12 protein-coding genes, 1 tRNA gene and 1 CRISPR repeat array are annotated in these 20,867 nt (G+C 69.9%); of the genes, 6 read left to right on the plus strand and 7 right to left on the minus strand.

Going from position 1 to position 20,867, the window contains the following annotated elements:
• Nucleotides 1–34: 34 nt before the first annotated feature.
• The 6 genes from T398_RS04675 to T398_RS04700 are packed head-to-tail and all read right to left on the minus strand — an operon-like array spanning nucleotide 35 to nucleotide 11,163.
• Complete coding sequence (locus T398_RS04675; RefSeq protein ID WP_496444884.1) at nucleotides 35–2,536, minus strand: TIGR03986 family type III CRISPR-associated RAMP protein; 2,502 nt, start codon at nucleotides 2,534–2,536, stop codon at nucleotides 35–37.
• A complete protein-coding gene (gene csx19 / locus T398_RS04680) occupies nucleotides 2,533–3,171 on the minus strand; it encodes a type III-D CRISPR-associated protein Csx19 (protein WP_496444886.1) in 639 nt (212 codons plus the stop codon). The genes T398_RS04675 and csx19 overlap by 4 nt, the downstream gene beginning before the upstream one ends.
• Nucleotides 3,168–4,865, minus strand: a complete 1,698-nt coding sequence (locus T398_RS04685; protein WP_496444888.1) for an RAMP superfamily CRISPR-associated protein — start codon at nucleotides 4,863–4,865, stop codon at nucleotides 3,168–3,170. The genes csx19 and T398_RS04685 overlap by 4 nt, the downstream gene beginning before the upstream one ends.
• Complete coding sequence (locus T398_RS04690) at nucleotides 4,865–7,291, minus strand: RAMP superfamily CRISPR-associated protein (RefSeq protein ID WP_496444890.1); 2,427 nt, start codon at nucleotides 7,289–7,291, stop codon at nucleotides 4,865–4,867. The genes T398_RS04685 and T398_RS04690 overlap by 1 nt, the downstream gene beginning before the upstream one ends.
• Nucleotides 7,288–8,898 carry a Cas10/Cmr2 second palm domain-containing protein gene (locus T398_RS04695; RefSeq protein WP_496444892.1) on the minus strand — a complete coding sequence of 537 codons (1,611 nt, stop codon included), beginning with the start codon at nucleotides 8,896–8,898 and terminating at the stop codon, nucleotides 7,288–7,290. Before T398_RS04695 ends, T398_RS04690 begins: the two co-directional genes overlap by 4 nt.
• A 51-nt stretch (nucleotides 8,899–8,949) precedes the next feature.
• On the minus strand, nucleotides 8,950–11,163 hold the full coding sequence (locus tag T398_RS04700; RefSeq protein WP_496444894.1) for a hypothetical protein: 2,214 nt from the start codon (nucleotides 11,161–11,163) through the stop codon (nucleotides 8,950–8,952).
• A gap of 581 nt (nucleotides 11,164–11,744) precedes the next feature.
• Between T398_RS04700 and T398_RS04705 the strand changes: the two genes are divergently transcribed.
• Together T398_RS04705 and T398_RS04710 are read left to right on the plus strand one after the other, a co-directional pair.
• Nucleotides 11,745–13,892 (plus strand): hypothetical protein, encoded by a 2,148-nt coding sequence (locus T398_RS04705; RefSeq protein WP_496444896.1) that lies wholly within the window; start codon nucleotides 11,745–11,747, stop codon nucleotides 13,890–13,892.
• 308 nt (nucleotides 13,893–14,200) lie between these two features.
• Nucleotides 14,201–15,309: direct repeats of the CRISPR family, unit length 30 nt; unit sequence GTCGCTCATCACCCCTGGAGGGATCGCAAC.
• A gap of 130 nt (nucleotides 15,310–15,439) precedes the next feature.
• Nucleotides 15,440–16,555, plus strand: coding sequence for a MerR family transcriptional regulator (locus T398_RS04710; RefSeq protein WP_496444953.1), 1,116 nt, complete (start codon nucleotides 15,440–15,442; stop codon nucleotides 16,553–16,555).
• A gap of 204 nt (nucleotides 16,556–16,759) precedes the next feature.
• On the opposite strand, the gene T398_RS04715 is transcribed toward T398_RS04710, so the two are convergent.
• Entirely contained in the window at nucleotides 16,760–17,995 is a 1,236-nt protein-coding gene (locus T398_RS04715) for a DUF2786 domain-containing protein (RefSeq protein ID WP_496444955.1), read from the minus strand.
• A gap of 244 nt (nucleotides 17,996–18,239) precedes the next feature.
• On the opposite strand from T398_RS04715, the gene T398_RS04720 reads away from it, so the two are divergent.
• The 4 genes from T398_RS04720 to T398_RS04735 form a co-directional block, all read left to right on the plus strand.
• A tRNA-Lys gene (locus T398_RS04720) sits at nucleotides 18,240–18,314 on the plus strand.
• A 371-nt stretch (nucleotides 18,315–18,685) separates the two neighbouring features.
• On the plus strand, nucleotides 18,686–19,765 hold the full coding sequence (locus tag T398_RS04725) for a hypothetical protein (RefSeq protein ID WP_496444898.1): 1,080 nt from the start codon (nucleotides 18,686–18,688) through the stop codon (nucleotides 19,763–19,765).
• A gap of 170 nt (nucleotides 19,766–19,935) precedes the next feature.
• On the plus strand, nucleotides 19,936–20,253 hold the full coding sequence (locus T398_RS04730) for a transposase (protein ID WP_496444900.1): 318 nt from the start codon (nucleotides 19,936–19,938) through the stop codon (nucleotides 20,251–20,253).
• Nucleotides 20,250–20,867, plus strand: a 618-nt coding sequence (locus tag T398_RS04735) for an IS3 family transposase (RefSeq protein ID WP_496444902.1), incomplete at its 3' end; no start/stop codon positions are given. The genes T398_RS04730 and T398_RS04735, both read left to right, overlap by 4 nt.

Below are 20,867 nucleotides of genomic sequence, written 5' to 3' on the forward strand. Positions count from 1 at the left end.
GATCTGATCGGGCCCGAGCCGGAATCGGACCCGATCAGGAACGGTGTTGGGGCCGTCGGCCCTTTTTCCCGGCCCGGCGGCCCTGTGCTGGAATCTTCTGGTCGCTGGTCTCCGTTTTCTTGTCAGCACCACTGTCGAGGTACGGAAGCCGCTGCTCGTTGTCTCGTACGTGCGGCAACGCCCACCTGCGGTCCTCCGCCCTCTCGTTCGCGACGAACCACTGGTAGCTCTCGGCCTGGGGCTGCCTCGTCGTACGCGGGTAGTGCACGGGACCGTTGACGGCCCTCGCGGCGGCCAGGTACGACTCGGTGGCTTCCCGGAGCACCTCGTTCTCCCTCGCCGTGGCGGTGAAACGCTCCGCCAACTCGGTGAGCCGGTCCGGGATGACGGGATCAGGGCGGGTCAGGTGCAGCCAGCCGGTGCGGACCCCGGCGCCGTCCCACACCCGGGTACGGTCGGTCGCGAGGCGGGCGGTGACAACGCCGAAGCCGTACGGTTTGCCGGCGCCGAGCCGTAGCGGAGCTTCCACACCCTGGGTGAGCAGCCAGATCAGGGCACCGAGTTCCGCCTCGGGTACCCCGTCGAGGAAGAGCTCGACGTGGAACGTCACCCCGGGCCGGACCCAACCGCGATGGCGGACGAGCTGGCTGGCGTGGGACCGGTTGCCGGCCAACGCCAGGTACCCCCGGCTGGGGTCCTCCTGATCGGCTGGCGGCTGCCAGTGGTCGGGTTCCTCCGCGCGCCAGCGGTACATCTTGCGCCCCCGCAGCCCACCGTCGGCGGCGTAGCCGGCGGACTTCTCCGCCCCCGTTGGCATCGGCTCGCCCGTCTGGGGGTCGGGGGAGCCGTAGAAGCGGAACTGCGTCGGCTTGGGGCTACTCAGCGGCGCGAGGGTGATCCCCTCCGGAGGAAATGCCTCGGGACGCCAGTCGGGAGACGCGCAGGTGATCGACCGTATCCGTAGCCGGCCCCGGTAGCCCGAAGCGCCGACGTTGGTCTCGGCCTCGTCGTCGCGCCGACCGGGTGGCACCCAGCCGAACAGCCGGTCCGCCGGGGAGAGCCGATCAGGCTCCGGCGCGGGACGCAGGCTCTCGTGCAGTAGTTCGTCGGGGGATGCCTCGTACGGCAGCCGTCCGACCAGGACCGGGTGGACCTCACTGATCGTGCGCCGGGTTGCGTCGTACCGGACGTAGACGAGCGTGCCGGGCGGCAGCGTACGTAGTTCCGGGGTGCTGGGCACGTGCCAGGATCGTTCGATGCCGTCCGCGGTGGCGGGGTCGTGGCGGTAGGTGGCCTTGGGGTCGTTGTAGCCCTGCGCCAGGTCGTAGGCGCGCAGCACCGACTGCCAGTACCGCACATGCTCCTCGGTGACCGGGATGTCGAGGCCCGGGGTCTCCACGAACAGCCGCTCGTACCGCTTGACCTCAATGGAATTTCCGCCGGCTGACAACCACCCGCGCACGATCCGGGACGGCCGGTCGGCGTCGTACGAGCCGGACCCCCTGCCCGGGGATGCTGCGGTCCGCAGGTGAGAGTGAATCTCCGCCTCGGTTCGTGCCAGGTGGGTCACCCGCGCGACCCCGCCATTGCTCCCCGATTCGGGCAGGACGACCCGGGCGTACACCTCGGTCCCATGGTGGCGGCTCAACGGCCCGGCGGACAGGTCGCCAAGACGACGTACCGGCTTTACCGGCTTTCCCTGACCGGGCTTGCCGCGATAGGCGGGGACCAGGGCCGCGTACTGTGCCGGATGGGTAACGTGCCGCCGCCTCCAGTCGGCGTCACCCTGGCACAGCCGGAAGTAGTCGGTGTCGCCGTCCCGGTGGACCCGGGCCGGGGTGAGGTGAAGCGCGGCGGCGGTCGTCGCCCGGTAGGCGAGCCGTTCGTGGTGTTCGAAGAAGACGCCGAACCGGCTGGCGGTGACGGTTTCGTAGGCGCTGCGCAGCGCCCCTTTCAGCGACGCGCCGTGGATCAGCGGCTGTCCGTCCGCGTCGACTCGCACGTCGAAGGTCTTGGGTCCGTCCTTCGGTGGGTCGACCACCGGCACGGGCAGCAGCAGCGGGGTGACCGTGGTCAGCGTCAGGGCCAGGGTTCCGCTCCACTGACTGTCGGCGTGCCGGGCGTGGCTGGGCGGGGCGTCGTCGTCCAGGCCGGTGCCGGCGAGACGGGTACCGTCCTGGTCGCTGCGGGGCAGGGTCGGCACGAAGGTGTACGGGTTGATGAACCCGCCGTCTTGCACCGCCGCGGCCCGTTCGGCGGCGTACGTGACCTTCGCCAGCGCCGCGACACCCGCCAGCCGGACGGTCCGCTTCCCGCTCTCGGCCAGGTTGATCGTCACCTCGACGTCCACGCTGCTGCCCTCGGCCATGGTCTCCACGTGGTCGGCGAGCGCGTCGTCCCACTCGGAGCGGTCGCTCCGCTTCGGCTTGGCGTCCTTCGTCCGGCCGGTAGTGTTGATCACCCCTTCGAGGATGTCGCCGCGTTTGGTCAACGTCGTGCGGACGGTCTTCTTCAGCTTGCTCCGCGGATCGCTCATGCCGCCGTCGCCTTCCCGTCGGTCTCCGTCGCAGTGGCCACCGCACGCACCGTGGCCGGGTCGGCCGCTCGCAGTCTGACCGTGCGGGTGTCCGCGATGTCGCGGTTGCCGTGTGCGTCCTCGCCGAGATACTCGACGGTCTCGACGAGGAGCACCTGGCCGGCGGTCGCCACCACCGGCAGGTGCGCGGTGGCGTACCGCTCGCTGTGCAGGACGGACCAACCGGCGGTACGGTCTGCGCGGACTGTGCCGGCGAGTAGCCGGTCCTGGGTTTCCCCGCGCCGTGGTGGTGGGTCGGCGGTGACACTTTCGCCGGGTGGCAGGCTTGCCGGCTCCTCGCCGACGGCGACCGCCGGGCCGCGTCCGTCCGGCGTGCGCAGCCACCGCAGCTCCCGCAGCTCGTCGAAGCACACCAACTCGTACGCCTCGGTGAGCACGTCGCCGGGGGAGCAGACGGTCTCGACGGTGCCGTCGGACCCGAGCCGCAGCCAGGTGGCAGCCTTCGCGGAGAGGGCGTAGCCGATCGCCGCCCAGCCCGGTGGGCTACTGGTGGTGAACCAGGCGACCGCGTCGGCCGCGGTGAGCGGTTCGGTGGCCCGAACGGCGTGTAGCGCCGCGTCCTGGTTGCTGGTCACGCTCCTGCCTCCTGGAATGTGTCCGCCCAGCCGGTCATCGCCGCGGTGACCTGTGGGGGTGGGTCGGTGAGAACGGTGTCGAGGGTCTGTCCGGCCAGTGCCTGCCACGGTGTGCTCAGCCCGGCGCCGTCGAACGTCACGCCGGTGACCTCGATCTGGCCCCGGCCACGGCTGCCACCGAAGCCGAGGGCGAGCCATCCATCCCGTAGGTCCCGCAGGACGAGCAGCAGCAGCGGTAGCGCCAGCGCCGCCGACCCCGCGCTGCCAGCAGCGCCGTACCGGTCCAGCTGGGCAACATCAATATCGATTGAGATCGGTTCCCATTCCGTCGTGTGGCTCGGTTCCAGGACGCTGAACAGCCGGTGGTCGCTGGCACCGCCGGTCCATCGGTCGATGGCGACGTGGTCGCTGACCGAGAGCGGGAGGTGCTGCCGGATTTTCGCCAGCTCCTGGTGCAGCCCGGATCGGGCCTGCTCCCGTTGGCTGTTGCGCTCCTTCCGCTCCGCGCGTTCCCCCCGGGTGGCCGGATTCGTGGGGTCAGGGCTGATGCTGATGATGTCGTTCCACTGTCGGGCGTCAACCTGCCCGACGCTGTGGCAGTCGGCGACGGCCAGGGTGCCGCGACGCCCCCGTCCGTCGCCGCGGTGCCCGGCAGGGCGCCCCCGACCATCCCGGTCGCCGACGGGTGCGGACCCGAACAGCACGTCAACGCCGGGTGGTGGCTGGCGCAGGGCATCGTTGAGGTCCGCCGGGGCGTCCTGCCGCCGCAGCGTACGGACGATCCGTTCGGCGTGTGCGCGTAGCACGCCGCGGATCGACGAGCCGGGCAGCAGTAGCCGGACCGTCCCGTCGGCGGCCGTGTCGGTCAGCGGCAGCGTGTCGACCACGGTGCCGGGAAGCGAGTCGCGTACCAGCAGCGGACCGGTCGGACGCCAGGCGATGCTGATCCGCAGCCGCCCATCTCGCGGCTGGTCCCGCCCATCTCGTGGCTGGTCGCCCCGGGTCGAGCTCTCCTCGGCCAGCGGCGGTGACAGGGTCGGGGCCGTGCCGGTCAGCCAGGCAACCAGGCCGGCCGGGTCGGAAAGGTCGGCGCTGCGGATGGTGACCTCGCCCAGCCCCATCCGGCCGAAGCCCCGACCCCGGCCGGCGCCGATCGGAACCCGGGCCTGGGCCAGCCCCGTCACCAGGGCATCGACGGCGTCGCGGACCAGCGCCGACCACCCACCCGGATAGTCCGGAGCCGCGGTGGTCGGGGTGTCGGCGACCAAACGGAACGCGAAGCGGGTACCGGACGGCAGTACCTGACGGGTGTAGAGGAAGTTCGCGGCGGCGGTGGCCGAAACCCGGTCGATACCGACGCCGTCGCGCACTGTCGGCGCGACCTCGTCAGCAACCAGGTGCGCGTCGTCCAGGCGGATCCACGACGGCGACCCGTCCCGGCTGTTCGGGGTGATGCTTCCGAACAGCGCGGCGGTCACGGCGGCCGGATCCCCGCCACGGGGAAGGTCGACGCCAGCGAGGTAGGCGCGCAGGGCCCCAGCGATTGAGGTGCCGGGCAGGAACGGTTGCCCCCTACCGTCGCGGGCGATGGTCAGGCTCGCCCCGGCGGTGGTGTTCCAGCCGCCGATGTGGATGGGGCCGAGGCAGGTGAGGGTGCCGAGCACCTCGATTCGGGTCCCGATGGACTGGCCCATCAGCGGTTCTCCTTCCCGGTGGCGCGGGTGAGCCGCTGTAGCGCGTCGCCGACCGACACCATCAGCGCCTCGGTGTGCAACCGCTGCCGTACGGACTCTTCGCGCCCGGGGCCGAGGACCAGAAGGGGCTGCTCACCGTCCAAGCTGAGGCGCTCCCAGACCCGGTTCGGGTTCTCGATCAGCAGCGCGGTCAGTGCGTCGAGGACCTCCGGGGTCCACATCTCCCGGCGGGCGCGGACCGCCTTGGTCTGGGTCAGCCAGTTTCGGACCATCTCCCGCCCACCGGGCAGGGTCAACCGCTCCAACTGCCCCCGAAGTGACCCGAGCTGGGCCCGGTTCCTGGCCAGTCGGCTGATCCCGGGGACCAGGGTGTCGGGGTTCAGTTCGGCGCTGGCCCGCTGGACGGCCCGCCGCCAGGCGTTGAGCTCCAGCGGGTGGGCCAGCTCCGGGCAACCGTCGACCTGATCCACGTCGCCCGTAACCGCCGCTTTCGGGGATGCGGGTGCCGGCTGGTCCTGCTCCCCGGCTCCGGCGAAGGCGACCGCTGGTCGTTCGGGTTCCAGCTCCGGCGGGTTGAATCGGACCCGGCCGTACCCTTCGACGGTGCGTTCACCGATGCCTTCGCGTTCCAACTCGGCAAGCCGGGCTGGGTCCACCCGGCCGATCACGGCCAGAGTGATGACACTGCCGGCCCGCAGCGCGACCTGACTCGGCCGTGGGCGCCCCCAGGCCACCCCGAAGCCGTCCCGGCGAGTCGCCCCACTGACCGTCTCCGCCGCCTCTACCGTGCAGGACGCCGGAGCCAGGGCAGCCGACATGGCGCGAGCCAGGGCCCGCGGCGACGGGTCGGGGGTCAGCCGTTCATCGCGGAGTAGTACGTCGGAGACGCACCACACCCGCAACGTGTCCACCCCCGGATCCGGATCCAGTGGCGTCGGCAGCGAGTCGACCACGTCAACGACCTCGACCAGACCGAAGTCGTCCTTCCGGGACCGGCCGAACCGAAGCGGCTCACCCCGGTCCAACCGGAGCCGGAACCCGGCCGGCAGCACAACGTCGCTGCACAACAGCGTTCCCGGGGCGATCCCGAGGTAGGTGTAGACGCCGCCGCTGGCGACTGTGGGGCGGCGAGCCTCGTCGTCAACCACCGCGTGCGTGGAGACCGTCATCGCGGGCGTCACCTGCCGCCAACCGCGGCGGTCCGGTGCGATCCAGCCGGACATCGGCTTGGCGCGTTCACCTCGTTCCGGCTCGGCCCGCAGCATGTTGTAGACGGCCGTGCCGAGCCCTTTGTCGCTTCGTTGCCACACCGCCGGCACCGGCCGGGCGGGCACTACCGCAGCTCCGTCCCGCGTGCCGGTCCCAGTGCGATCACTGAGGACGGCGGGGACCGCGTCGCCGACGCTGATATCACCGAGGCCGATCTGCCTGCGCGGCGCGGCCTGCTCATCCGACCCTGGCTCGGCCCGGCCCATCATCGTGCCGAGCAGGGCCGTGCCGGGGATCGCGTCGCGGCTGAGGACGGCGTTGCCCAGCACTTCCTGCGCGGCCACCACCGGCGTGATCACCCGAAGGACAACCCGGACGGCGCGCCGCGGCGTACGGTGCAGCCGGTCGTACGGATAGAAGTCGACCGCCTTGGCCGGCGCGGGCGGCGGCGGGGGTGTGGCCGGCGCACCGGTGGCGAGCAGCTCGACCAACCGTGCGTCGATGACCGTCGGATGGATGTTCCCGCTGCCCTGGTCGACCCGAGCGCCGGGGAGCAGGACCGCGACCCGGCCGCTGCCCCGGTTCCGTTTGCCGCCCACCGCCTCGACCAGCCGCGCCCCGGCTCGCAGCAGCAGCTCCGCCGGCACGGGAAGCTCCACGCCACCGGAGTCCGGGTCGTCCGAGGCCGCACCGCCGGTCGAACCGGGCATGACGACAGTGGCCTTCGCGGAAAGTCGTAGGCCCCGGACCGCCCGCTCCTCGACCCGCAGCCGGCGGTCGACCGCGGTACCTGTCTCGTCGTCGATCTCCACACCGGGCCGCAGCACGACCGCTGCCTGGGCCAGCGCGGGGCGGCCCCGCACCCCCTGCCGCAGCCAGCCGGGGGCACGTACCGGGGTCAGCCGCAGCGCGGCCGGCGCCGGTGCCCGCCCGGCCCGTGCGGTTTCATCCCCGGGCTGGCCGGCCTGGGAACCGAACAGCCAGGTGACCCACGCCTGCCACGCCTGCGGCTGACCGGTGGGCTGGTCGAGGGTGCGGGCGACGGTCTCGCAGGCGTCGCGCCACACCCCGACGAGAGTCTTGGCCGGTACGAACGGCAACCCATCGCTGTCGCGGCGAACCTCAGCGTCGATGGTGCCGAGCCGACCCTGGCCGGTGCCGATGTGCCAGTCGCTGAGGAAGTCCAGGGTGATCTCGAACGTCGCGGGCAGGGTCATCGGGCACCACCAACAGGGATTGGTGCTGTCTCCGCCGCGGACCGGGCGGGCGGCTCCAGGCGTAGTCCGCGCAGGTGCAGCACGTCGAACAGGCGGAGGAACCGGTCGGACTGGACATCCAGCAGTTCGCGGGCGCGGTCCCGGTGGTGGATCCGGCTGACGAGAAGCTCCAGTTGCCGCCGGTACTCGGCGAGGCTGCGGTCGGCGGCCTCCCGCAGGGCATGCGCCTGCACCCCCGACAGCCATCCGTCGGAGTCGAGCCCCCGGTCGAGTTCGTCCAGCAACTCGACGCTGCGATGACGCAGCTCCGCGGGCAGCTGCTCGGCAGGGTCAAGCAGGTACGGCCCGGCGTGTCGGGCCACCGCCGTGCCGTCGTCCAGGTGGACATACTCCCGCAGTTCGGCAAGTTCGCGCAGCGTGGACGTGTGCGCCACATGGAGGTCGAAGGCGGCCAGAGGGCGCCCCGTGGACGTGAGCCGTTTGGCCGAGACGGTCAGCGCCTCGGCCAACCCGTACGCGGTGGCGAACGGATGGTGTGACTTCACCACCGCGATGCCGGCGGAGGCGGTGAGACCGGCATGACCGGTGGCGGCCTCGGTGATCGCCGACAGCTGCGGTTGGGCGGCGGTGCGCCGGGCGAACGCGGCAGCATATTCCTGCACAAACGGCACAGCCAACGCGGCGTCGCAGGCCACCGTGACATCGTCTCCGCCGACGACGATCGGCAGCAGCCGCCCAGTCATGTCCCCGTCGGCCCGACCGGCGACCAGCTGGGCGACCGCATCCCGTACGGCCTGCCAGGTGGCTGTCTCCAGCTCCACCGACACAGCCCGCTGATACTGGGCGCTGCCCGCCAGCGACGTTTGCGCCACGCCCTCGACCCGGGCCACGTGTTCGTTGAACCGGTGGAAGATCCGGCCGACACCGTTCCCGTCGGCGTGCACCACGGCCACCCACCCGCTGTGCCGCAGCACGTCCAGGTGTACCGGGACGACGGCGGCCAACTGCTCGCCGAGCTTCTCGCGGAGGCGCCGCTGCGCCTGATCGCGGGCCCGGGATCGGGCCAGCATGCCGGCCGAGGCCGGTACCGGCTCCTCACCCTCGCCGTACACCTCCAGTCTGGCGGCCGGCTGGCCGCTGTCGCGGCACAGGCGGTGCCACGGGAACACCCGATCTCGTACCAGCGGGTCCGGCCGGGCGGCCCGGATCGCCGCATGCCGCCGGTAGGTTTCCGCGCGGGCCGGCTCGTGCGCGCCGTCGTCGGTCGGGTCGAACGCGGGGCCGACCACTCCGGTCACCCGCATCCCCGGCGCCTCCCGCAACGCCCGGCCGGTTACCTCTCGAATTATCGCCCGGCCCACCTCGGCCGAGTCGACCAGCAGCAGCGCCTTGCCCGAAACCGCCATCACGGAACTGTCGGGCGAGAGCCCGAGCCGGTCGGTCGCCTCACGCACCCACGCGGTGCCGACGTCGTGCACCAGTTGGGAGGCGCCGACGACGTGCCGTAGCCGGTTGCTGCCGAAGATGTACCGCTGGTTGCCGCCCGTCTCGATCAACACCCAGCGCCGGCCGGCGCCGGGCCTATCAACCCCGGGTCCTGTCTCCATCGTGGGTCTCACCGTCTGTTGTAGGGGGAGCGTAAGAATGCTTGCCGACCATCAGTCCTCCGGCGCTGAACGCGTGGCGAGGCCGGTCAGCCTTGCGCGCCAGTCGCACAACATATCTGCATGTGTCACGCTCGGGTGGCCGGCAGCGATCGCGGCATCGAGGAGTGTCAGCGCGGCGGCGACCTCCTCGGCAGGCACCGCCACTTCACTGGTTGCGGCCGCACAGAGCGCGCGCGCCACTACCTTCGCGGTACGCCGGATCGCCGGCGGTGGAGCCGTCGGCCGTAGCAGCTCTCGCGTGCTGGGGTCGGCCAGCACCGCGCGGGCGTGCCGGACCGCCACGGCCACGGCGCGCGCCCGCGCCTCGTGTTCCCGGTCGGGGGTCACCGCAGCCAGGTCGGTGGCGATCTCGGCGGCCAGCTCGTGGCTGGCTCGGGCCGCCGCCGACTTGGCCGCGTACCCGGCGGGCTCCCGGCGGGCCACCTCAGCACGTACCGCCGCGACCCGTTCCTGGATCAAGAGTGCCCGGCGCAGGTCGGCCCGCCGCCCGCCGTCGGCCAACCAGGCCGCATAGTGGTGCAGGTGGAACAGCTGCGCATCGCCCAGGGAGTCAACCTGCGCCGCCAGGTCGGTCCCGGGGCCCATGCCGCGCGCCGTCAGGATCGCCGTCCACCATCGACGCACCGTCGCCGCGGTCAGGCCCGCGGTCAGGCCCGCGGTCAGGCCCGCGGTCAGGCCCGCGGTCAGGCCCGCGTCCGCGTCCGCTGACCGTTCGGTCGGAGCTGCCGGCGCTGTGTCGCCGGGGGGGCGATCCGTGGCGGTGTCGCGGAGGGCGACGATGCCGATCTCCAACAGGTAGCCGACGGCGCCGGGGTCCAACCATCCGTGCCGCCACGCCTCCACGACCCGCTGCTGCGAGGCAACCAGCCGCGCGGCCGCCGCATCCCGTCCGGTCGCCGCATTCCGCCCGGTCGCCGCCGCCCGCCCGGGTATGTCCGGGGTGTCCGCCGAATGCGCACGCGGCGGATCCCACACCTCGAGGTACGCGCCGTACGCCGTCAGCTGCAGTGACACCGGATCGTCCGCAGCGAGGACGGTGGTGCAGCGGCCAACAGCCGCGGCGACGAGTTCGCGGGTCTGCGCCCGCAGCTGCGGCCAGTCCACCAGAAGCTCGTCGCGGTACCGCAGGTAGTTGGCGGTCACGTGCGCAAGTAGCAGGTGGGCGCGACGCCGTAGCAGCGGCGCGGCGGCCAGCGTGTCGGCGGTCGGTAGCACCGGCAGCTTCGGCGCCGAGGTTCGGTCGCCGGACGACGTACCACCAAGCGAGGCCGCCACGAACGGTGCCACCACGGCGCCAACTCGTACCATCGCCTGGACCCGCCGTGACCCGTCGGCGTTCTCGGTCAGCCACACCACACCCCGCCCCGGCTGTCCGATACCGAGAAGCCGCCGGCACCACGCCGAGGCGAGGTCGTCGAGCGCGTCCACGGTGACCAGGCCGGGACCGGCAGCCGGATGGTCAGCTAACCCGAGCCCCGGCAGGGTCGCGTCAACCAGGTCGAAGGAGATGGGCTGCCACCGGGCGGTGGCCCCGTCCCGGCCTGGCTCGCTACCCGTCGAATTCGTTGCCGGGTGGACCTCGGACGGGGCGTCAACCCCGATCACTCCAGCCCGGTCGACCTGGGCACCCCACCGAGCCGACAGTGATCGTTGCACCTGGCGGGCCTGCACCGCCGCGACCACCAGGGCGGGCTGTGCGCGGTAGACCTCCAGCACCAGCCCCGCCCACGCCGCCAACCGGACCTCGGCGTCGCAGCCGGTGTCGGCGAGGTGCTGCCCCACCTGCGCGACCGCGGCTGTCGCATCCCGTAGTAACCGGTTCGCGCCGGCCAACACCGCTGCGGCCTTGGTATCGGGGCCGTAGCGGTTCAGTGTCGCGTTGGTGAGGGCCCCCGGCAGCGTGCTCTGCTGCGCGGACCACACCGATCGGCCCGACCAGGCCCACCCCGGTTCGTCACCGGCGCGGAGCCGGTCGGAAGCCAGCGTCTCCATTTCCGATCTTGCTGTGCGGTCCGGGCTCGGGGCGCCGCGACCGATCTCCGCCAGGGACAGAGCCGTGTAGTCGCACACCCAGGAGTGATGAAACGGCGGGACACCGTCGCCCACCCCGAACAGCGGCGCCACCTTGCGGGCTACCCGGACCTCCACCACCTCCGAGCGGGGAACGACCTCGGCATCTGGAATCCGGGCAGGGAAGACATGCATGAGCGAGGACGGTACCGAACCAACACTAGTAACTCAACGATAAAAATATCTGAATCAGCCGGGGTGTTTGACCTGGCCACACCCTTGGGCCGTCATTGGCAACCAGCGGTCGGGCAAGTGACCGACATCTGACACCCGCCAACCACCTCGCGTCCCCGCAGAACGTGACATGCGAACAGAGAATGGCGCTCATGCGTTTGCTGGTACACGTCGCCGGAGAGGCGGATCTTCTTATCGACTCCCAGGACCCCTGCAGTTCGGTTTCGGACCGAGCCGACCAGGCCCGGTGCCGCCGCGCCGAGATCGAGGCCCTCCTCGACGGCCCGGAGGGCGCCGGTGCCGTCCGCCGGATACTCACCAACGAGACGCCGCAGGCCGGGTCCGCGAGGATCCCCGGGACCAGTCCCGTGCTTGGCGCGCTGGATACTCTCGCCACCAGACCGGACCTGACCGTGGTAATCCTCGGCACCAGCCAACCCCAACCCGGCCCCCTGGACACCCTGCCGATCGCCCAGACTCTCGCCAAGGTCCTCACCGGACTTCGCAGCGCCGACGAGTCGTACCCCGTTCAGCAGGCCACAGTGCTATCCGTCGCCGGACTTGCCGAGGCATTCGTCATTGACGCCCTCACCGAATATCTCGGCGAGGCGCCGCAATATGAGCAGGCGCTGGTCACCTGGGGATCTGGAGCCACGACGTTGGCCCTCGGCGCGCTCACCGCACTGTCCCGCGCCGGACTACCGTGGCAACTCGTCCTCACCAGCGACCAGAGCGCCTACCCGGTCGTCGACCCGTTGGAGCAACTCGACCTCGACCCCGTCGCCGGGGTCTTCATCCGGTGGCGCATGTTCGCCACCCTGGACGAACTCGATCGTACGGGGCAGCTGGCAGTCCAGCTCAGCGACGCCCAGCGTGACCTGGTGCGCCAAGCCGCGAAGCGGCGCCGAGACGGCTTCGAGGCAGCCGACTGCGCGTCCGTGCGCGCCGTGCTCGCTGACGCTGTCGTCCGCCGCGACGGCACCGCCAGTCTCGCCGTCCGCCGCTACATCACCAGCCGGTACGAGGAACTGCTCTGCAACGACCAAAAAGACCACCCCGATGCAGAAGATCTACTCCGCAAGTACGAGGAGCCCGGAGGTATGCCTCCACTTGGGGGAAAACTCACCTGTATTAGGGAAGCTGTTGGCTGCGATCCCGTAGTCGACGATTCCGTCGGGCTCTCATCCTACAAATGGCTGTTCTCGGGTGAGGTTGCCGCGTTGCAGCGTATCGGCATCGGCAGTCACAACCTGTTCCCACCCAGCCCCAAAGATGCCCGATTGATCGGGGACTACCTTTCCCAATACGTTGAGGAGAGTAGTTGGCGGTCAGCGGCGCTGCCTGAGCCGCCGGTTACCCCGGCTGACACCACGTTGGTCGTCTGGCCGGCCGGAAACGCGTCGCGTCCAGGGATCCGGAGCGTCGGAGAGCAGGTGGCCGACGGTCTACCGACGGCGATCACGGACTTCCTTGGGGTGGAGCAGACCCAGATCCGCGCGGTCGTCTTCGGGGTTGACGATGGGGAGGGCAGCCGGGAACGCGCCGACCAGGAAGCTGCGCTGATCCGCGACCGCTCAGACGAGAATGCCAATACCGGCAATGGTGAGGCGTGGGTCGAGCTGATCGAATCCACCCCTGATCCAGCTGCGATCGAACATGCCATCGAGCGTCGGATCAGCCGGGGAACGGGAGCCCTGTTGCTCGTTCCTACCGGTAAAAAGCCAATCTTGCTGGCGCTACTTGGCGCTATGCGTCGCGTCGGTGCCCGGCACGGGCTGCCCTTGTTCGTCCGCCAAAACGCCACCCCCAAGTCCGGGAACGTTTACGACGCAGTGCATCTGTGGCCAGCCCTAACCGGGGGTGACCGTCCACTGCTCAACGCTGCCAAAGGGGCTCTACGCGCCTTGGAGTTGGACGTTGCTTGGCGACTGCTAGCGGCCTCCGCCATCGATCCAGCGGTCACCAACCAGGCTCGACAGTTGGCCGACACCTTTGCCAGCCGCCGGCCCCCAGCGAGCGTGCTCGGGAAATCCGGAGTCGACCAGGAGACCTGGACGACAAAGCTGATCACCCAGCGTCTGGAGGTGGTGGAAGCCGCATTAGCGCATGCTGCGGCTCCGGCCGACCGCATCCGCCTCCTCGTGCTCGCGGCGGACGCCATGGAAGCTTCGATCGCGGCTGTCCAGACCCAAAAGCGACGGCGACCAATTGCAGGGCAGGACGACGTGACCCTGAAGAGGCGGAACGGCAACTTCGGGAAGTTCAAAAGACAGCTGCGTGATGAGGTGGAGCGAGCCGGGGAGCCCGTGGTGGGGTCGGCGCAGATCCTGCTGCTCCTCAACCACGCCCGCAACCGCGCTCCGATCACCCACGGGACCAAGAAGAACCCCGACGCTGTCGTGAGGGAGGCCGCTGGCCATCAGGCCATAAAGGGCCTGCTGTCCGCCACCGACCTGGCACCGCGCGACGTATCCACGCTGTTGCGCTGTTCGGTGGCTGCGGCTGCCGAACGCGGTTTCGGAGATCCCGGCCGTGCGGACAGCCTGTTACGCCTACAAGAGAAGATCATCGGCGATATTGACCAGGCCCTCGCCCCGCGGGACGCCCTGCCGAAACGGATACCATCTGCGCGAACCGCTCCGACCGCTGAAGGTCGGCCCGGGTCCACACCCAGTCCATCATTGTCCTGACCTGCCATGAGCGCCAACACGGCAGCTGTCAATATTTATCTTCTTGCTTCATGTGAAGGTTGGCGCGCCGCCCGACGATGGCTCGCTAGTGGTCGTTGGTCCGCTGTGCAGTCTGTTGGTGTGCGGGTCCGCCGAGGGGGGGGCTCAGATCCATCTTCGGTGATCGATAAGGTGGTTGAGCTTCCATACTATCCCGGTAGCCCAGATCCGGTACTCTGACCTGCACAGATGCACAACCGGCGGACTGCTGCAAAACTCGGCCGAATTCAGCCCCGGAAAGCGGCTGTGACCTGGGACTTAAGGTTCGGGTCGCTCATCACCCCTGGAGGGATCGCAACAAACGGCGTTGAACCCGGCCCGGAACGGGGCAGAGTCGCTCATCACCCCTGGAGGGATCGCAACGCCGGCGGCCCGGAGGGGCGGGCGGCCGGATCGTGTCGCTCATCACCCCTGGAGGGATCGCAACCTCACGCCGACTCCCTTGGCAATGCCCATGGTCGGGTCGCTCATCACCCCTGGAGGGATCGCAACGCGGGCCTGTCCAGCGTTGGCGACGACGGCTCGGCTGTCGCTCATCACCCCTGGAGGGATCGCAACGCTGCGGTCAGCGCCTGGTAGGCGCCGATCAACGCCTGGTCGCTCATCACCCCTGGAGGGATCGCAACCACCCACCGAGCAGCGCCTTCGCAATAAGGCCCGTCCCGTCGCTCATCACCCCTGGAGGGATCGCAACTCTCGCCCTTACCGGGCGTCCACAGTCCGTCGGCCGTCGCTCATCACCCCTGGAGGGATCGCAACTCGAACACGTCAACGCCGGCGTCGGCCAGCAGCTTCGAGTCGCTCATCACCCCTGGAGGGATCGCAACGTGCTGATACGGGATGAGCCGGTGGCGCGGATGCTGACACGTCGCTCATCACCCCTGGAGGGATCGCAACTCGAACACGTCAACGCCGGCGTCGGCCAGCAGCTTCGAGTCGCTCATCACCCCTGGAGGGATCGCAACGTGCTGATACGGGATGAGCCGGTGGCGCGGATGCTGACACGTCGCTCATCACCCCTGGAGGGATCGCAACACCTTGGCCGGCTTGACTTCGACCCAGGCCGTCCCGTGCGCGTCGCTCATCACCCCTGGAGGGATCGCAACCAGCCCGCACCCGACGGGCGTGGTCAGCCAGTCGGCCACGTCGCTCATCACCCCTGGAGGGATCGCAACTTGAGATGGAGTTTGAGCGGATCACCGGGCGCTCGTTGTCGCTCATCACCCCTGGAGGGATCGCAACGGGACGGCGATCTCGGCGGCGTCGGCCGTGAGCGGCCAGGTCGCTCATCACCCCTGGAGGGATCGCAACGCTTCGAGGACCAGGGTCGAGCCGGCAAGGGTCACTGGTCGCTCATCACCCCTGGAGGGATCGCAACATGAGGCGGTGGACGCGCTTGGTGGTGTTGTCCTTGGTCGCTCATCATCCCTGGAGGGTCGCAACTCAGCAGTCCCATCGAGTCACCTTGTGCTTGCTACTCACGTAGCGGCATGTCCCATAGTCGTGCCGTGGCGGATCACCTGACTGTGGGGCAAGCGGCCGAGCTGGCCGGCGTAACCGTCCGCAAGCTGCATCACTACGACGAGATCGGCCTCCTGCGGCCGTCCACGCGGACCGTGGCGGGGCACCGGGCCTACTCGGCGGACGATGTGGAGCGACTGCGGGAGGTGCTGGCGTACCGGCGGCTTGGTTTCGGGCTGCGGGAGGTCGCGGACCTGGTCAACGATCCGACCACCGACGCGGTCGCGCACCTGCGTCGGCTGCGCGGGCTGCTGCTGGACCAGCGCGACCGCGCCGCCGCCATGGTGACGGCCATTGACCGGGAGTTGGAGGCACGGGCAATGGGAATCAGGACGACGCCAGCGGAACAGCTGAAAGTGTTCGGTGCGCAGTTGTACGACACGATCGGGTCCGCCTACCCGGCGACGCGGCGCACCGAACCACGGATCGCCGCCCGGATCTGGGATGCGCTGGGAGACGCCCGTACGGTGCTGAACGTCGGGGCGGGCACCGGCTCCTACGAACCGCATGACCGGGAGGTCACGGCGGTGGAACCCTCGGCGGTCATGCGCGCGCAGCGTCCCGTGGGGGCGGCGCCGTGCGTGGCCGCCGCCGCGGAGAGCCTGCCGTTCGAGGACCAGTCCTTCGATGCCGCGATCGCGGTCAGCACCGTCCATCACTGGCGGGACCCGGTCGCCGGGTTGCGGGAGATGCGGCGGGTCGCGCGTCGCGTGGTGGTGTTCACGTACGACGCTGAGGACACCGACTGGGGGAAGCGGTTCTGGCTCACCCGCGACTACCTACCCGAGTTCGCGGATCTGCTCGTCAACTGGCCGTCCCTCGCCGACCTGACCCACGCCATCGGCGGACGCGCGGAGCCGGTGCTCGTCCCGTGGGACTGCGCGGACGGCTTCTTTGAGGCGCACTGGCGCCGGCCCGAGGCGTACCTGGACGAACACGTACGTCGGGCGGTGTCGGTCTGGACCAGAGTGGGAGCGCAGGCGGAACAACGGGCGGTCCGGTCGCTCCGCGAAGACCTGTCGTCCGGCCGGTGGGCTGAACGGAACCGGGACCTCGTCGCCCTCGACACGGCCGACCTCGGCCTCCGGCTGCTCGTGGCTTGAGGCAGCGGCGTCGACGGTGGCGCCACCCCGGCGCGGACCTGAGTCGACTTCGCCGCCGCCGCGACTCCGAGCCCGCGACTCCGAGCCCGCGACTCCGAGCCCGCGACTCCGAGCCCGCGACTCCGAGCCCGCGACTCCGAGCCCGCGACTCCGATCCCGCGACTTTGAGCCGCGACCGGCCATCGGGGGCCCGGTGGTAGCCGGTCAGCGGGGTGTGACGGACTCGCGCCCGTGCAGCGAAGCCTGGTCGGCCGCGGCCCGGCCCGACGCCCAGCCGGCCCGGTTGTTGATGGTCGTTGTCTGCTGGGTCAACTCGGGGAACTGCTGGTTGAAGACGTCACGTACCGCGTCGTCGCGGGCGGCGAGGACCGGAAGGAACTGGGCGGCGTCCGCCGACTCGGCCAGCTCCTGGTCCACCCCGCCGGTCGCGGCCTCGAGTCGTTCGCCGATCCGCGACGCGTACGCGGTCAGGAACGACTGTCGGAACGAGCGGGTCGTGTTGCGCCCGTACCGGTCGGTGCTGGGCTTGGCCTGGGTCATCGCTCGCGTAGCCTGCACCAGCAGCGAGGTGAACAGCAGCTCGGTGGACTCCAGATCGGCCGGGAAACCGACGACGCTGGTGAAACCGAAACGTTTACTCCACACCGCGCGGCAGCTGTTGGCCTCGGCGACGACCTGCAACAGCAGGGTCTTCGGCGCCTCGTACGGATTGTCGATGCCCACCCTGCGGGTGGCCGGCTGCTCGCGTTCCCCGGTCGTGGCGATGAGCAGGGCGTGATCGATGCGGTGCCGGGCCATCAGCTCCTGGGCCTTGGCGGTGAACGCCTCCGCCTCCTCCGGGAAGTCGGTGGACTCCGCCTTGGCCAGCAGGGCCCGAACCCGGTCGAGGATCCGTTGATCCAGGTCGGCCGGCGAGGTCGTCCTGGTGGGTCGGGCGGTGCCCGGCATCGGCCCGACCTGCTCGATCGGCGGTAGCGTCGCGAGCAGAAAGCAGACGTCGATCATGACGGCGACAACCGCACCACGGTCGAGGCCCTGCCGCTCGCCCCACCCGGTCGGATAGTGGTCGTCGTGCTCCCACCACACCTTCGCGTCGAGGGAAGCCAGCTGCGACTGCCACCGTGGATCGACGGTCGCCGCGGCGTAGCCGCGCATCTGCGCCGCGATGAGATCGACCATGAGCCGCCCGTGCCGCGCGGCGTGTTCGCGGCGGGCCACCCGTACCAGCTCGGCCGGCTGCCAGCCGCGCCGCCAGGCCTGCTCGACCTGGCGGAGCAGGTAGGTCAGGAGTGCCCGGTTGACGACCTGGAGCCCGGTGGCGCCGCCGGGGCCGGTGATCAACAGGCTCAGGCAGTGGTCGAGCTCGGCGGCATCATCGTGCTGCCGGGCGAACATCGCCTGGTTGATGATCTGGTCCGCGAGTTGCCGCTGCGTCGGCACGCTTGACCCGTCGTACTGGCCCAGCGGGTCGTCCTGACCAGCCGCCGCTGCCCGTCGCCGCTGAGACGCCGCCGCGGCCTTCCGCTTGGCCTTGTGGCGCTCACGACTGTTCTTGCCCATCGGTATCCTTCGGTTCCGCGCGAGGTCGAGCACCGAACGTTAGCAACCGGAGTTAGGCCGTATACCCGTACCACCCGGGCGGCCCCTGAGCGGAGCCGGCGATCGGGTAGCCTGGTGCCCCAGCGGGCCGTTAGCTCAATGGTAGAGCTGAGGACTTTTAATCCTTAGGTTCAGGGTTCGAGTCCCTGGCGGCCCACCACAAGTCCTCGCTGGCGAACCATGCTTGCTGTGACCCGGGCGAAGCATGCAGGTCCGAACCGATGCCCTCGGTCCGCTCCGATTCCGCAGTAGCCGCCTCTGCGGAGGGGTGCCCTCGCTGCCGGCCAATGCCGGTAGGCTCCCGCATCGGAGCGTACCGATCTCGGCCACGCGGAGTGGCGGCCGTTCATGTCCTTTGTGCACTGCCGCTGAAGAGTCGGCACCCGGGCCTTCACCGCCGCCCCTGGCACCGTGACGGTCGTTCTGTCCGCTGCTGGTCGCTGGGGCGTCCATGCCCATTCGGCCGGCCATAGCATCAGGACCGAAACCCGCCGGACTCGTCCGGTAGCGTTTTCGAGAGAGGAGCAGACGATGGCCGGGCCCACTCGTGTACGTGTCGACTTCGATGACATCCTTCGCCAAGTCGAGGCCAACGGCTACGACGAGGTGCATATCGAGTTCGTCGCGGATGCACCCCACGACCTGGATCAGTTGATGGTTGTCGCGGTGGCGGGCGATGGAGTCGACGCCGCCAACGGCGCGGTGCCCGACATGATCGGCGGCGACCCGATGGTGAGCGTAGCGGGTGTTTCTGTGCTGCTGCGGAGGCTGATGAGCGAAGAGACCCTGGAGGCATGGGTGGACGCGTTCGCCGGTGCGCTCGCCGTACGCGAGTTGCCCGGGCTGGTGCGCGCCACGCCGCTGGACCGCCTGCCGGACTGGGTGGCGGAGTTGGCTTCGCCGCGCATGACGGTGTTCGTTTCACGCGAGGGCGCATTGGACGCCGGTGATACGGGGTGGTTCGCGGCGGCCGCGCGATGGGCGGCGTTCGACGGAGCGGCGACGCTGTGGTCCACCGGCGGCATGCACCAGTCGGTGCCGGTCAACGGGCTTGCCGACAGGTTAGCCCGGGCGCTGCGGGTCAACGGCGCGGTCGCGGTGACGTTCGCTGGGCCGCCGGGCGGGCGGGTGAGCCGTGTGCAGCTCAACGCGAATGGTCATGTGATGTTCCAGGAACACGTCCCGGTCGGCCTACCTGCGGAAAGGGCCGCGCGGGCCCGTGCCGCGTTGTTGGCAAACGGCTCGGACACGCGGCTCGGATTCGTGGCAATGGTGCCGTTGTGGACTTACGAGTGGGATGCCCGCGCTCGTGCGCTTCCGGCCCTGCCGACAATTCCGACTTCATCGGCACACGTGCTTCGTGGCAACTCCGATGTCTGGCACCGGTTCGTACCGGACGCGCACGGCATGCAACTTCTCTCAACGGGACACCAGTGCAGTGGGGTCGACCTATCGACATGGAAGATCTCCGACATCGGTGGTGGTCGGCTGCTGGTCGAGGCGCGTGACCTGGCAGAGTGGCTATGTCCGGGCGGGCCGGGAGAGGCGGTACTCACTGCGGCCCGCACCAGCTTCCGCCCGATCATCATCCCCGCCAACCCAGCCCATTAAGACGCGAAACATAGGTGAAACTCATTGTCCTCTCCTTTTGGTGCTGGCATACTTTCGGCGCACTGAAGTGCTGGTGCCTCACGGGGGAGATCCAAGGTGTTCGTTCGTCGTGGCAGAGTGTTCCGCCCCGGGTTTGATGGAGACATCGAAACCTGGGAGAAAATCTAGCTATGCCGGCACCGAAGAAGTACAACGATGAGCTGCGTGAGCGTGCGACCCGGTTGGCGGTCGAGGCCCGCCGGGACCCGGTGTCCGCGGTCGGGGCAATCCGGCGGATCGCCGGTCAGCTGGGGGTTCATCCGGAGGCGTTGCGGACCTGGGTGAAGAAGGCCGAGACCGACGCCGGCGACCGGCCGGGCACCACCAGCGGCGACGCCGAACGCATCGCCGCCCTCGAACGGGAGAACCGGGAACTACGGCGGGCGAACCAGATCCTGAAGTCCGCGGCGTCTTTCTTCGCGGCGGAGCTGGACCGTCCGTCGCGATGAAGGTCGCCTTTGTCGACTCCCACCAGGCCGAATACGGTGTCCAGCCGGTCCTGCAGGCTCTTGAAGATACGCCGGCACAGATCGCACCGTCGACCTACTACGCCGCCAAGACCCGCCCTCTGAGCGCCCGCTCGCGCCGCGACGCTGAGCTGACCGCGATGATCAAGCAGATCCACGCCGAGAACTACGGCGCCCGCAAGATCTGGCACGAGCTGCTGCGCCGCGGCGTGCGGGTGGCCCGGTGCACTGTCGAACGACTGATGCGCGAGGTTGGGCTGCGGGGCCTGTCGCGCGACAAGTCGCCGCGGACCACCAGGCCGGCCGCCGAGACCGAGCGGCCTCGTGACCTGGTAAAACGCGACTTCACCGCGGCAGGCCCGAACCAGCTGTGGACTGCGGACCTGACCTACGTGCGCACCAGCGTGGGCTGGGTGTACGCCGCGTTCGTCCTGGACGTGCACTCCCGCATGATCGTCGGCTGGCAGGTCGCCACCTCGCTCTACACCGACCTCGCCCTGGACGCGCTGAAGATGGCGATCTGGCGCCGCGAGAATCAAGGCGCTGACCTGGGCGGACTCGTTCATCACTCGGACCGGGGCGTCCAATATCGAGCG

This window comes from Salinispora goodfellowii, assembly GCF_059570675.1.